At 44.8% G+C, this 13,131-nt stretch carries 12 protein-coding genes; 9 read left to right on the plus strand and 3 right to left on the minus strand.

What is annotated here, in order from left to right:
- Positions 1-105 precede the first annotated feature (105 nt).
- The 3 genes from AC4MRV_RS03365 (at position 106) to AC4MRV_RS03375 (ending at position 5,741) form a co-directional block, all read left to right on the plus strand.
- On the plus strand, positions 106-3,348 hold the full coding sequence (locus AC4MRV_RS03365) for a S41 family peptidase (RefSeq protein ID WP_491186008.1): 3,243 nt from the start codon (positions 106-108) through the stop codon (positions 3,346-3,348).
- A 274-nt stretch (positions 3,349-3,622) separates the two neighbouring features.
- Positions 3,623-4,804, plus strand: a complete 1,182-nt coding sequence (locus AC4MRV_RS03370; RefSeq protein ID WP_491186009.1) for an MFS transporter — start codon at positions 3,623-3,625, stop codon at positions 4,802-4,804.
- 7 nt (positions 4,805-4,811) lie between these two features.
- The gene (locus tag AC4MRV_RS03375) at positions 4,812-5,741 is read left to right on the plus strand and encodes a Gfo/Idh/MocA family protein (RefSeq protein ID WP_491186045.1); all 930 of its coding nucleotides are present in this window, start codon (positions 4,812-4,814) and stop codon (positions 5,739-5,741) included.
- A gap of 57 nt (positions 5,742-5,798) precedes the next feature.
- Here the strand turns inward: AC4MRV_RS03375 and AC4MRV_RS03380 are convergent, their stop codons facing one another.
- Positions 5,799-6,707 carry a LysR family transcriptional regulator gene (locus tag AC4MRV_RS03380; protein WP_491186010.1) on the minus strand — a complete coding sequence of 303 codons (909 nt, stop codon included), beginning with the start codon at positions 6,705-6,707 and terminating at the stop codon, positions 5,799-5,801.
- A gap of 105 nt (positions 6,708-6,812) precedes the next feature.
- On the opposite strand from AC4MRV_RS03380, the gene AC4MRV_RS03385 reads away from it, so the two are divergent.
- From AC4MRV_RS03385 to AC4MRV_RS03395, 3 genes are read left to right on the plus strand one after another with little or no spacing between them, the layout of a single operon-like run.
- Complete coding sequence (locus tag AC4MRV_RS03385; protein WP_491186011.1) at positions 6,813-8,027, plus strand: argininosuccinate synthase-related protein; 1,215 nt, start codon at positions 6,813-6,815, stop codon at positions 8,025-8,027.
- A gap of 16 nt (positions 8,028-8,043) precedes the next feature.
- The gene (locus AC4MRV_RS03390) at positions 8,044-8,787 is read left to right on the plus strand and encodes a 2OG-Fe dioxygenase family protein (protein ID WP_491186012.1); all 744 of its coding nucleotides are present in this window, start codon (positions 8,044-8,046) and stop codon (positions 8,785-8,787) included.
- A 1-nt stretch (position 8,788) separates the two neighbouring features.
- Entirely contained in the window at positions 8,789-9,694 is a 906-nt protein-coding gene (locus AC4MRV_RS03395; protein WP_491186013.1) for a DMT family transporter, read from the plus strand.
- A gap of 32 nt (positions 9,695-9,726) precedes the next feature.
- Here AC4MRV_RS03395 and AC4MRV_RS03400 read toward each other — a convergent pair whose 3' ends face one another.
- Both AC4MRV_RS03400 and AC4MRV_RS03405 read right to left on the minus strand, forming a co-directional pair.
- Entirely contained in the window at positions 9,727-10,389 is a 663-nt protein-coding gene (locus AC4MRV_RS03400) for a PH domain-containing protein (RefSeq protein ID WP_491186014.1), read from the minus strand.
- A 50-nt stretch (positions 10,390-10,439) separates the two neighbouring features.
- Positions 10,440-10,871 (minus strand): c-type cytochrome, encoded by a 432-nt coding sequence (locus AC4MRV_RS03405; protein ID WP_491186015.1) that lies wholly within the window; start codon positions 10,869-10,871, stop codon positions 10,440-10,442.
- A gap of 146 nt (positions 10,872-11,017) precedes the next feature.
- Between AC4MRV_RS03405 and AC4MRV_RS03410 the strand changes: the two genes are divergently transcribed.
- The 3 genes from AC4MRV_RS03410 to AC4MRV_RS03420 are packed head-to-tail and all read left to right on the plus strand — an operon-like array spanning position 11,018 to position 13,128.
- Entirely contained in the window at positions 11,018-11,638 is a 621-nt protein-coding gene (locus AC4MRV_RS03410; RefSeq protein WP_491186016.1) for a cytochrome b/b6 domain-containing protein, read from the plus strand.
- Positions 11,639-11,667: 29 nt separating this feature from the next.
- Positions 11,668-12,096, plus strand: coding sequence for a MarR family winged helix-turn-helix transcriptional regulator (locus AC4MRV_RS03415; RefSeq protein WP_491186017.1), 429 nt, complete (start codon positions 11,668-11,670; stop codon positions 12,094-12,096).
- Positions 12,097-12,129: 33 nt separating this feature from the next.
- Positions 12,130-13,128, plus strand: coding sequence for a succinylglutamate desuccinylase/aspartoacylase family protein (locus tag AC4MRV_RS03420; protein ID WP_491186018.1), 999 nt, complete (start codon positions 12,130-12,132; stop codon positions 13,126-13,128).
- The last annotated feature ends 3 nt before the right edge of the window (positions 13,129-13,131 follow it).

The following is a 13,131-nucleotide window of genomic DNA, read 5'->3' on the forward strand; positions in this document are numbered from 1 at the left end:
TTTGTATTAATTATTCTATTTAAAATTTCATCTAATCGTTGCTAGTAAAAAGTTATCGTAATACGATAAGTAATTATCTTTTTAAAATAACAATAAAGGACCATTATGTTGTGCCTCAGTTCTAGAAAGGGCTTGCTTGCGCTCTCTTTGTTACTTGCATTACCCAATGTCGCCACTGCTTCAGACGTTAAAAATACGAGCCCTAAGTGGTTAAGAGATATCGCGATGTCTCCAGACGGCGAAAAGATCGCGTTTACCTACGCCGGGCAGATATGGCTTATCAGCGCTAGCGGGGGAGAAGCGACGCCATTGACCGGGAGTGATGTGTATAGCGATCATCCTGTTTGGTCTCCTGACGGTCAGTCGATTGCGTTTCAATCCAAGCGGTTTGGTTCTGGTGATGTGTTCATCGTGCCCGTTACTGGCGGACAAGCAAAAAGGTTAACGTACCACTCAAGCGCCGACGTGCCATACGCTTTTAGCTTTGATGGTTCAGAGGTGTTGTTCAGTTCAAGGCGACTTGGTGACAGTGACGCAACGCTGAATAACGGTTTTATGGGCAACAGTAGCAAGCACTTATATTCCGTATCAAGCGAAGGTGGACGCGAGAAGCTGCTGCTGTCAAACCCAGTGAGTGCTTTGTCAATGAAATCGGATGGCACAGCATATCTCTATACTGATGAGCCTTCATTTGAGCAAGAGTGGCGAAAGCGAGCAGTTTCAGACGCCACTCGTGACATTTGGCGATACGACACGCAAACTAAGCAGCATCGTAAACTCACTTCGTTTCGCGGAGAAGACAGAAATGCCGTTTGGGCGAATGATGATTCAAACTTCTACTATTTGTCCGAACGTTCTGGGTCATTCAATGTGTGGAAAAAGCGCATGGAGGATGGCGCCGAGCCAGAGCAAATCACCAACCATGACACCTTACCGGTTCGTTTCCTCAGTGCGAGTTTAAGCGGTGATCTCGCCTACGGTTACAATGGCCAAATCTGGCTTAAGAAAGCAGAGCAGGCAAACGCAGAGCCTGTTGATGTGTTTATTCGTCAAACCTCGCTAAATCAGGGGCGACGCTTCGTGACTTTGAATAATGAAGCCACGGAAATCGCGGTCTCGCCTTACGCGCCTGAAGTGGCGATTGTTGCACGTGGGGATGTATACGTTGTGTCGCTTTTATCTGGTATGACAAAACGAATTACAGATACACCTGCCGCGGAGCGAGACATTTCATTTTCTAAAGATGGTTACTCCATCATGTACGCGTCGGAGCGAAACGGTAACTGGGATGTATTCCAAAGTTATGTGAACGACACGGGGAAAAGCTTCTCGACATCGTATGATATTGTCGAAGAGCAGTTGTCTGATAAACCAGTCGATGAGTTCCAACCGCTCTATTCACCGAACGGTAAGCGCGTGTTGTATCGAGAAGATCGTAATACGCTGAAAGTGTACGATCTTGAGCAAGATGCAACGTACACCTTGTTGGATAATCAAGCGCTCTATTCCTACATGGATGGGGACTTGTCATACAGCTGGTCCCCAGATAGTGAATATGTGGCGACTCGCAACAACTCTGAATTAGACAGTGATGTCGTTCTGATCAAAGCCGATGGCAGTGAAGCACCGATCAATATCACTAAGAGCGGGTTCACCCAAAATCGCCCGAAATTCTCACAAGATGGCCAAGCGGTGTATTGGTTAAGTAATGCCAATTCCTCTTATGGCATTGATGGATTTACCCAGCTGCAAGATATCTACATCACCTACTTAAATCAGCAAGCGCAGTTTAACGCCAATAAGACCGATGAACAGCGTTGGCTTGATGAAGAAATTGCGGGAAACCACGATAGTAGTGATGAAAACTCGCCACCAGAGCCGACCGTCATTGAAGAGAAGGGACTGAAATATCGAACTGAGCGTGTCACGGCTTACTCTACGTCACCGATGTTCACCCATTTATCCGCCAACAATCAGTATATGGTGGTCATCAGTGCTGAAGGGGACAATGCGGAAATCTCTGAGATTGACCTAATAACGGGGGAGCGCACACCTCTCTTCACTCGAAGTTACTACGACGTTCGCGCTGCTGCCATGGCACCCGATGATGAAACCTTGGTGATTATTGGCGATCAAGGCATCGAAAAGCTCAATATTGTGACAGCTGAAAGCGAATACATTGACTACGCGGCTCAGGCCAATTATGACTTCTCAGCCGAAGTTGGTGCTATGTTTGACCATGCTTGGCAGTTGACCAAAGTGAAGTTCTACGATCCTAATATGCATGGCGTTGATTGGGATAAATATGGTGAGCTATATAAACAGCAGCTTTCGGGTATTCACAACTACATTGACTTTGCCGAGCTACTGAGCGAGCTTGCCGGTGAACTGAACGCTTCTCATACAGGATCCCAGTTTGATGACTGGCAGAGTACTTGGGAAGAGCCTTCTTCGCTCGGTCTGTTTTATGATCATAATTACCGAGGTAAAGGCGTTCGAGTAAAAGCGGTGTTGGCGGGCGGTCCTGCGGATACGTACCGGTCTCCAATTAAACCGGGCAGTATAATTTACTCGGTAGACGGTGTAGAGATCGCGCCAGATCAAGACATTTACTCACACCTCAACTTTAAGAAGGGGCGTATCACCAAACTCAAAGTGTTGAAGCCGGGCGATGAATCAGCGCAAGACTTTAAGCTTGTTCCTATTAGCACTTGGCAAGAAGGGCAACTGGCGTATGATGCGTGGGTTGAGGAGCGTCAAGCCCTCACAGAAAAACTGTCGAATGGTCGACTTGGTTATGTCCACTTAGCCGAAATGGGACCAGATAGCTTTGAGCGAATGCAGAATGATCTGTTTGGTAAGTACCGCGACAAGGAAGCGGTGGTCGTGGATGTGCGCTTTAATATGGGCGGCAACTTGACCAGTCAATTGATGGAGGTGCTTTCTGGTGTGCGTCATAGCTCGATTGAAACACGTGATGGGTATCAATTGACGTCATTCCCCGAAAGGCGCTGGGCGAAACCAAGCATTATGATTGCCGATGCAAACAGCTACTCTGATGGTTCGATCACGCCTTTCTTTTATAAGCGAGAGGGGCTAGGAATGCTCGTCGGCGAACGTGTACCAGGGACGGGGACGGCGGTAATTTGGCCAAGCCTGCAAGAGTCTCGGATCAACTATGGTGTGCCTCAGCTAGGCTTCAAAGATGACAGCGGTAATTGGTTTGAAAACCAAGAAATTGTCCCTGACATCTTGGTCTACAAATCGCCAGAAGATGTCGCGAAGAACAAAGACCGTCAACTTGAAGTTGCGGTGGAGGCAATGTTAAAGCAGCTCGATAAACAATAGCCTGCCGCGCTTTACTAAACATAGCCACGCACCTCCACTTAGGTTTTACGCCTATTGGAGGTGTCTTTTTTTGAGTGCTCTTAAAGATGTGTGGGATTCTGTTTCGAGAGACCTAGTCGTGACAATTGAGCAGATCAAGCGAGAATAACGTGTTAGAGTCCGCTTAGGTTGCGCATATTATTCCATATCGAATAGCTCGCCAGTAATTATGACTCTGAATGATTTGAATCTTGCAATTCGTGTCGGAGCGACTCGTCAAACCAAGGATAAGTTTATGAACTCTGAAGCCACGTCTTGGAAAACACCGCAAAACTTTTTGCTCGTTATCTCTATCGTTGTTCCGATCGCATTTTCAAGCTGGATGGCGTTGCTAAACAACTTTGTGATAGAGAAAGCCAACTTTGATGGCGCAGATATTGGTTTGTTGCAAAGTGTACGCGAAATCCCCGGTTTCCTTGCGTTCACCGCCGTGTTCGTACTTCTTTTTATTCGTGAGCAACGTTTTATTTTACTTTCGCTTGCGGCGCTCACTCTAGGCACCGCTATCACGGGGTTCTTTCCCACGCTCTTTGGTTTGCTGATGACGACCTTACTCATGTCGATAGGATTCCATTACTTCGAAACCCTCAAGCAATCTCTGTCACTTCAGTGGTTGTCGAAAGATGAAGCACCGGAAATGTTGGGTAAGTTTATATCGATAGGAGCGCTAGCCTCACTGTGTACTTATGGGGCTCTTTGGGTTTGTCTTGAGGTCTTTCATATGGACTTTAAATGGGTTTACCTGACATTCGGTGGCGTTGGATTTTTGCTGGTGGTTTGGATGGCGTTTGCCTTTCCCGAGTTTCAGTCGAAAGTCCCTCAGAATAAAAAGTTGGTGTTGCGAAAGCGTTATTGGCTCTACTATGCGTTAACCTTTATGAGTGGAGCTCGTCGACAAATTTTCACCGTGTTTGCAGGGTTCTTGATGGTAGAAAAGTTTGGCTATTCGGCTGCGGATATCACCTTACTATTTCTTATCAACTACCTGTTTAATTTCTTATTTGCAAAAAGAATCGGTAAGTTCATTGGTCAAGTTGGCGAGCGAAAAGCGCTGATTTTTGAATATATCGGCTTAATCGGTGTATTCACTGGATACGCAATGGTCCAAACCGCAGAATGGGCAGCCGCGCTATACGTCATTGACCACCTGTTCTTCGCTTTAGCGTTAGCCATTAAAACTTACTTCCAGAAAATTGCTGATCCAGCCGATATGGCATCGACGGCAGGCGTGTCGTTTACTATTAACCATATTGCGGCGGTATTTATTCCAGTCTCATTCGGCTTTATTTGGTTAATCTCTCCCTCTGCCGTGTTTTATATCGGTGCTGGGATGGCGATGGTAAGCTTGTTACTGTCGCTCAATATTCCAAGAAAACCTGAAGAGGGCAATGAAGTACGTATGCTAAAGTGGAGTTAAAACAATGATAAAAATCGGCATAATTGGCTTAGGGGATATCGCTCAGAAGGCATACCTTCCCATTATTACTCAGTTATCTCAGGTAGAGCCTATCTTCTGTACACGAAGTTCAGCAGTGCTAGAGCAGCTAGCGCAGCAGCATCGAGTTTTAAAAACCTGCACTGACTATCGTGAGTTACCCACGCTCGGGGTAGATGCTGTGATGATTCATGCTGCGACCAGCGTTCATAAACAAATTGCCAGTTATTTCTTGAAGTTGGGGGTACCGACTTTCGTTGATAAGCCGTTAGCGGACAGTGCTGCGGATGTTCTAGAGCTTTATGAAATTGCGGGTAAGCACAATACACCTCTCTATGTTGGGTTTAATCGCCGTCACATCCCTTTGTACAACGAGTGGTTGCCAGAATTAGTGAGCGGTGGCTGTGGTGATTTAAGATCCCTACGATGGGAAAAGCACCGCTATGACCTTTCCGGTGATATACGAACATTTGTTTTTGATGACTTTATTCACCCGCTTGATAGCGTCAATCTTGATAGCAGGGCCGAAATACAAGATGCGTACGTCACTCAGCAATGGGCGGGTGATCAGTTGGCTCGACTCGATATTCAATGGCAGTCGAATGACACACTCCTACATGCTTCAATGAATCGCCAATTTGGTGTGACAACGGAAAGCGTATCAGCGAGCTATAAAAATAGGGCTGTTGAGTTTGATTCGTTTGTCGCTGGTAAACTTTGGGAAGAAGGGAGAGAATCCTCTTTAGCTTTGAAAGATTGGACTCCAATGTTAACCAGCAAAGGCTTCTCAGCCATGATACACGAATGGCTGTCTGTCATTGACAGCGGTCTCCTCGCCTCGGAGGTAGTGAATCGCAATATCGCAACGCACCAACTCGCTGAGGCATTGGTGACAAGACTAGAGAAGTTACGCAGTTAATCTCAATATGAATCACAACTAAAAAGCGAAGCATCTTCTTCGCTTTTTTTAGATTTATTACACTAATCTTTGCTGTAGGTACTCGATGAAAGTTTTAATCTGACTCGGGATGTACTTCGACTGTGCATACTGAGCAATAATCTTGCCTTGATAGTTACCCCCTACATGCCAATCTCTCAAAACTTCAACGACTTGGCCCGAATCAATATAAGATTGAATGGCAAATTCAGGGAATACGGAAATACCAACTCCTCTTAATACCGCTTCTCGGCGAATCTCGCTATGGTTAACAATAAACGAGCCACTGACATTGATCGATACCCGCTTGTTATTGTTAGTGAACTCCCAAACACGGTCACGGGGGTTTTCCCCTAAGCACAAGCAGTTGTGACCCGATATGTCTTCTGGGTGAATGGGCATCCCATATTCTTCGATATAGGCTGGACTCGCGCATAAAACTAATCGACATTGACCTAGAGGTTTAGCAATCAAACCCTCAGTGGGTTTATTGGTAATCATGATGATGATGTCGACTTCATCCCCGATAGGATCGATGTAGTGGTCAGCCACTTTTAGCTGTAAAGAAACGTTTGGATAGTCGTCGATGAAATCAAGAATCATCGGCATCAATACTTGTCTAGACAGCGCTTTAGGAGCTGCGACTCTAAGTGAGCCAGATACATCAGTTTTATCAACTTGAGCCGCTGAGACGGCCATTTTCGCTGAATTCATCATGTCGGCACATAAGCTATAAACCTCTTGGCCAGTAGAGCTGAGACGCATTTGCCGAGTCGTTCGTTCAAGCAACTTTTCTTCCAAAGCACTCTCTAGTCTTGTTACTGAACGGCTGACCGAAGAAGGTGAAACACCCAGTTTTTTGGCTGTCTTTGAAAAGCTGCCTGATTCAACCACATTCACGAAGATTGCCATCTCAGAAAGTAGCGGAATAAGCTTATTTGTGTCCATGGCGCAATTATCCTTTGCATTATGGCTGTATTGTTTCGCTCAAGTTACTTATAGATACTAATTAAGTCAATTGACAACAACTAAAAATAATAAAGGACGTGAAACATGAAGAAGATCAGAAGTATCGAGGATGTTAAGGCAGTTGCCAACGTTTCGAATCATATTTTGACCTTATTCAGTGGAGGGCTGGATAGCTCATATGTGCTAGAACTTTTGAAAAGCAGCAAAGTAAAAGTAACGGCACTTGCCGTGGATTTAGGCGATGGGATTGAAGAATCTAGCTTAAAACTCATTACTGATCATTATGGTTTTGATCTTAAGATCATTGATGCTCGACAAGAATTTGTAGAACACAGCCTTGTGTCAGCGATTCAGGCTCAGTCGCTGTATCTAGGAGACTATCCAGTGAGCTCTTCACTTTCACGTCCTATTATCGTTAAAAAAGCAGTAGAGCTTGCAGAGATTTTAGGCTGTGACGCAATTATCCATACCGCAAACCAATCGCAAAACAGTTTGCGTCGTTTAAATGGTGCGATAGAGAGTTCGGGCTATCAGGGTTATTACGGTTCGCCTTATGAGTACTCCGCTGTGCCTCGAGAAGATAAGGCTAAGGCTTTGTTTCATTCTGGCTTAGTTGGGTTCAAAAGCCGCAATGTGAGTGGTGACTCCAACCTATGGTGCCGCGAGTTTGAATCCGGGGTACTGGATAATCCCGAGAGCTTTACTGTATCAGAATCATTGTTTACCTGGTCTCGTTGGCAGCCAGAGAAACACCTTGAAAACAATCAAATCAAGATCGGCTTTCGCCATGGCTATCCCGTCACTTTAAATGATCAGCCGATCAATTTACTTGAGTTAATTGCCTTCATTAACAACCACGTTGGCGCGTATGAGATTGGTCGATATGTAGGGTTCGACCATCTCGATCAGGACGAAAAGGTACTAGAAGTGCGAGAAGCACCAGCCGCAACCGTTCTGATGAAGGCTTACAAGTTGCTGGAAACAGCGGCTTTACCTACCGATGTTCTCAAAGCCAAAGCATTGCATAACGAAATGTGGACACAAGAAGCGGTCGAGGGCCGTTTTGGAAGCATGATGCAAAACGCTAGCTATGCGTTCATTGCCCACACTGCCGAATTTATTTCTGGCAGTGTTCTATTCAATCTCACCAGAGGGAGTGCTCTGGCGACGAGTATCGTTGCCGAAAATCCGAGGTATCTGTGTGACAGAGACAGCTGGGAAGTGGAAGTGGCTCAGCAAAGAAGTCATCGTTCATTAAGCCTGGATTTGGCGACAGAAAAGGCCCAACAAGTTGTGTAGTAGAGAGGTGCATTTCATGGAGAGTGTAAAACAAGCAACGAGCCGAAATATTTCAGTTATTACTCAAATATTGGCTCAAAATCAGTATGTTTTTGTTAGTGGCAAACATATGACTTCGCTACTGCAGACTAATGTCGACGAAGTAATTCGTTTCAAAAACTGTTGGAACCACTTGGAACGTGATCAGTATATGGCTGATGGGGGAACCTATCGTTATAGGCGTTATGGCCAGTTCTTGAAATTACCGGGCAGCCAAGAAATTACTATGTTGCCCCATGAAGCTTATGTTCAGCCTTCGTACATTAATCAGCTTAATGGCGATATTGAACGTTATTTTGAACCACTTACTGACCGTTTTGTGACTTCTCCAATCTTGGAGCGTCTATTACAGCTTATGAGCCAGGTATACGACGGTGTTGAAGGGCAAGCAACAAAATGGAATATCCGTTTACATCCATACCGAATTATTGCTGATGATTCGGAGTTAGGGCAACCGACGCCTGAAGGGTTACATCGGGACGGTGTTACCTATATAGCCTCTTTGATGATTAATAAGATCAATGTGATGGGCGGGCTAACCACCATTACCGACTCGAATAAACAAGAATTAGAGACCTTAATGTTGGACAAGACGTTTGACGTTGTAATGGCAGATGATGAGCAAACCATGCATGAGGTGTCTCCGATTCGACCAGAAAGTTCAGAAAAATGCGCGTACAGGGATGTACTCGTAATCGCTTTTACAAAGATGGAGGAATAGTATGACCACGGCAGCGAGTTCGTTAAAAAAAGGGAGTTTTAAGTTTCCAGTCACAGAGTCACTGCTGCTATTGGTAGCAGTATTCTGGGGAACGAGTTACGGGCTCACAAAAAGTGCCTTAGTGTATACCAGTGTTTTACTATTCATTTCGATACGTTTCTCAATCACTTTTTTATGTATGCTACCTGTAGTGATTCGAGACTTTCGCCGAGGGCTCAATAAAGATTGGAAGATAGCAATACCGACCGGCTTTATTCTATCGGCGATTTTTTTCTGCGAAGTGTTTGGGGTCTCTCAGACCTCTGCATCCAATGCGGCCTTTTTGATCAGTTTAACCGTGATCTTAACGGCCTTCGCAGAGTTGGTGATTAACAAAAAACGAGTGAGTAATACCTTACTCGGCCTTACTGTGTGTAGTGTGGTTGGAGTATTAATGCTCACAAGTGAAGAGGGGATTGAGTTCTCTCTGAATACTGGTGACTACTTTATTTTAACTGCTGCTTTGCTTCGCGCTTTGATGGTGACGTTAACTAAGCGTTTCACTGAAGGTAAGGAAATTACTACATCCACTCTAACTTCTCTGCAATCGCTGGTGGTTGCTTCTTGTGCTATTGCGGCTGCGTTGGTTTATCTTCCTGCTTCTGAGTTCGTACTGCCCACATCGACAGAGTTTTGGATTACGGTCGCTTACTTAGTCTTGTTCTGCACTTTGTTTGCTTTTTACGTGCAAAACTATGCGGTGCGCAGAACGTCTCCAACCCGAGTTTCTTTGTTGATGGGGAGTGAGCCTCTATTTGGTGCTATTTTCGCGATGGTATGGTTGCAAGAGTCGCTCACTATGCTGCAGTTAGTGGGTGGCGCATTGATACTGTTTAGTGTCATCGTCACTTCCACTCGAGAACATTAATAGAAAAACCGGGCCAACAGCCCGGTTTTTTTTTATTGGATTTTGATTTTGTGTCCTAAATGAACGACTTCAATCGTAGCGTAACCTAAGGTCACAGCTTCAAATTGTTTGCTCAGTTCCTGAGCATGGCGCGCATCTTTTGCTAAGAAAGATACTGAGTAAATTGGGCGTACTAAACCATTTTCTAGGGTTTGAGTGTTTAAGTAAGACGCTGTAACTAATCCCGCTTGATTCAAGCTAATTACGCGTTGTAGATCAATGCCTAATACTCGATCCATCTCCAACGCATCGACATCCTGCTTCCACGTAAATGTAACGCCGTAATTGTTATAAACGGGTGTGTTGTCTAGCCATTTTGATCCCATTGGTTGGATACGAGCAATTTTAACCAACTCTTTTTTGTATAAAGGCAAGCCTTTCAATTTATCTGTTACTTGTTGTTCGTCGTCTGCTTCAATAACGAAGCGCAGCATTTGCAGTGGTTTACCGTCAATTTGGCTTCGAGATACAAACATATCTTTAATTTCACCTTCTTCGACCAGCTTGCCAAATGCAGCTTTTTGCTCAGACATGGTATCGAGAACTTCTTGTGCATTGTCGGTATTCCATTTTAACTCTACCGCATAGTCAGCAGCGAACGCTGAAATAGAGGCAAAAAGAGCGCTGATAAGTGTGATTGTAGATAGTTTTTTCATGGTATTTCCTTAATGTAAATCGGTGGTTTATTGATAGTAAGGCGCAGTACTTACCAACGTGAGCGGTAGCTACGATGACAACTTCGACAGGTCTGCTCAGCGGTCTTCAACCCTTGCTGAGCTTGTTTGATGTCTTGAGCCTGACTGGCTAAGTACAGTGTCTCGAACCCTTCATCCATTTTCTGAAGTAGTTGGTTGAACTGATCTGGTTTTTGCCAAACGTCCTCTTTCGCTTTACTTCCCTGCTTGGATCCAGCTGGAAATAGATTTGTGAGTGAATGGCTGCTGTTATGCAGAGTTTCACTTTGAGTTTGTAGAAGGTTCCAATCAGTTGCAGATCCGTTGAGGGTTTTGTTTACCTTTTTTGTTAACGACTCAATTTGGCTGAATGCCTCTTGGCGCTGATCGATAACATCGATATTACTTTGAGCGGCAGCGAGAAGTGGCAGAGCAAAAAGTAGGCTGACGATACGGTATTTCATAATTCGATCTCTTATTCCGAGTGACTATCGACAGAATCATTCCGTGTCGATGAGGTTTAATTTACACAGCAATAGTTGCAATTGCAACTATTGCTGTGTAAATTAATGCAAAGAAAATGATCGTGATAATATCGAAAGAGGAAAATATGAAAGTTTGGGATCTGGCAACACGTTTATACCACTGGCTTCAAGCGATTCTTTTTGTTGGTTTAATGGCAAGTGGTTTTTCAGGAAATGGGCCACATGTCCAGTTAGGGCTGGCTTTGTTCACACTATTAGTATGGCGCTTGATATGGGGAGCGGTGGGGAGTGAAACGAGTCGATTTGCTCATTTTCTCCGAGCTCCTAAAACAGTATTGCGCTATTTACTTGGTAAAGAAGAAGCAAAACCAGGACATAACCCAGCAGGTGGATGGATGGTTGTTCTCATGATTTCAACGCTGTTCATTCAATGCATATCGGGGATGGCGTTGGCTGGAATGTTAGACAATCTACCACTAGCGCACATTTGGTTCACCGACGAGCTATTTACGGTTGTGGAGTCGATCCACATTGGTTTGGCTAATGCACTGCCAGCGATTATTGGGCTTCATGTTGGCGCAGTTTTGATCTACAAACTTCGCGCTAAGCCGTTAACGTGGGCCATGATTTCTGGAGTTCAAAAATACACTCCATACCAAGTTTCTTTATTCTTTGCTTCGCATCGTCGAGCGTTAGGCGTGCTTGTGATCGCGACATCAGTTACCATGGCAATAATTGCACTATAAGCTTAATAGAGAGAAGGTGAGTGACCTCTATGACTCAAGAATTTGATCGACAAACAAGCTTTGGTTGGTTAATCAATGTACTGGCAAATGACGCAGCCAAATTATTTGATACAGAACTAAAAAAACATGGGTTAACGATCGCTTTGTGGCCTACGTTAATGTGCCTATGGGAAGAGGAAGGCGTGACCCAACGAGATATTGCGAGAAAGTCAAAAGTTGAAAACTCTACCACGACGCGAACTCTAGATAAGCTCGAAAACCTTGGTTTAGTAGAACGTAGAGCCGATCCTGCAAGTCGTCGCTCATTTCGTATTTACCTGACTGAAGAAGGAAAAGCACTAGAAGAACAGCTTATCCCGATTCCCGCAGGGCTAAATCAAGAGTACCTAAGTGTATTGGATGGTGATGAACAAAAAGAGCTGATTCGGTTACTGCAAAAGCTTGTTGCCAAAGTGTAGTCGTTAACTAATTGAGTTTTACTGGAGAGTAAAATGACCAAACCATTGAATGAATGTATTGTCCCTATGTATCCGACTATTCAAGCACTAGATGTAGATGCACTTGAGCCCGGTGAACATAAGTTCTGGTTTGCAGTGGCAACGGATGCTATTGGTCATCCCCAAACCCTGCCTGTAAGAGTATTTAAAGGTGCTAAGCCGGGTAAGCGTTTTATGATTACCGCTGGGGTGCATGGTGATGAGCAAAATGGGATTTTAACAGCGCAAAAACTGGCTCGAGAATTGGTAGGAAAAACGCTTGCAGGAAGTGTCACCATTGTGCCGACAGTGAACCTGTCTGGTATCGCGAGACACAGTCGAGATTTTCATTCTGCAGCACCAGATAGTTCATCTGCGAATTTGAACCGAGTGTTTCCAGGTAGCCCGACTGGTGATGATGCAAGTCGCTACGCCAATAGCTTGTGGGAAAATTTGTTGAAACCGAATGCGGATTTAGCAATAGATTTGCATTCCCAAACGAGTGGCAGCGCTTATCCACTTTATGCGTTTGCTGACTATCGTTTGGACGACGCAATTCGGATGGCGAGACTAATCAACCCTGACGTAATACTCAATGACCCGGGTGATCCTGGGATCTTAGAAACGGTATACAATCGTGCTGATATTCCATCGATCACCATTGAAGTGGGGATCGGTCGGTATACCGATTTAGAAATGGTTGAACGCGCTACGAAAGGGGTATTAAACATACTCAAATCGTATGAATGCGTTGAAGGTGTGGTGGAGTGCGCAGAAGCGGAAAGTGTTGAAGGCTCAAGAATTGTGAGCGTTCGGGCGAGCCAAGGCGGATTTGTGATTTGTCATGTTGAGTTGATGGATGCAGTGACGAAAGGACAAAAACTTGCTACTCAATACAACAGTTTTGGTGATGAGATCGAAACTTACTTTTCTCCGGTTGATGCCACTGTAATTAGCCATAATGTCGAGTCAGTAAGAGCTCCGGGATCCTTGGTTGTCCGGCTGATTCAGTAGCTG

The organism is Vibrio sp. (genome assembly GCF_984391705.1).

Coding starts and splice junctions, on each gene's coding strand:
- AC4MRV_RS03370 (WP_491186009.1), top strand. CDS start 3,623: ATGAACTCTGAAGCCACGTCTTGGAAAACACCGCAAAACTTTTTGCTC.
- AC4MRV_RS03390 (WP_491186012.1), top strand. CDS start 8,044: ATGGAGAGTGTAAAACAAGCAACGAGCCGAAATATTTCAGTTATTACT.
- AC4MRV_RS03415 (WP_491186017.1), top strand. CDS start 11,668: ATGACTCAAGAATTTGATCGACAAACAAGCTTTGGTTGGTTAATCAAT.
- AC4MRV_RS03410 (WP_491186016.1), top strand. CDS start 11,018: ATGAAAGTTTGGGATCTGGCAACACGTTTATACCACTGGCTTCAAGCG.
- AC4MRV_RS03365 (WP_491186008.1), top strand. CDS start 106: ATGTTGTGCCTCAGTTCTAGAAAGGGCTTGCTTGCGCTCTCTTTGTTA.
- AC4MRV_RS03385 (WP_491186011.1), top strand. CDS start 6,813: ATGAAGAAGATCAGAAGTATCGAGGATGTTAAGGCAGTTGCCAACGTT.
- AC4MRV_RS03405 (WP_491186015.1), bottom strand. CDS start 10,871: ATGAAATACCGTATCGTCAGCCTACTTTTTGCTCTGCCACTTCTCGCT.
- AC4MRV_RS03395 (WP_491186013.1), top strand. CDS start 8,789: ATGACCACGGCAGCGAGTTCGTTAAAAAAAGGGAGTTTTAAGTTTCCA.
- AC4MRV_RS03400 (WP_491186014.1), bottom strand. CDS start 10,389: ATGAAAAAACTATCTACAATCACACTTATCAGCGCTCTTTTTGCCTCT.
- AC4MRV_RS03420 (WP_491186018.1), top strand. CDS start 12,130: ATGACCAAACCATTGAATGAATGTATTGTCCCTATGTATCCGACTATT.
- AC4MRV_RS03380 (WP_491186010.1), bottom strand. CDS start 6,707: ATGGACACAAATAAGCTTATTCCGCTACTTTCTGAGATGGCAATCTTC.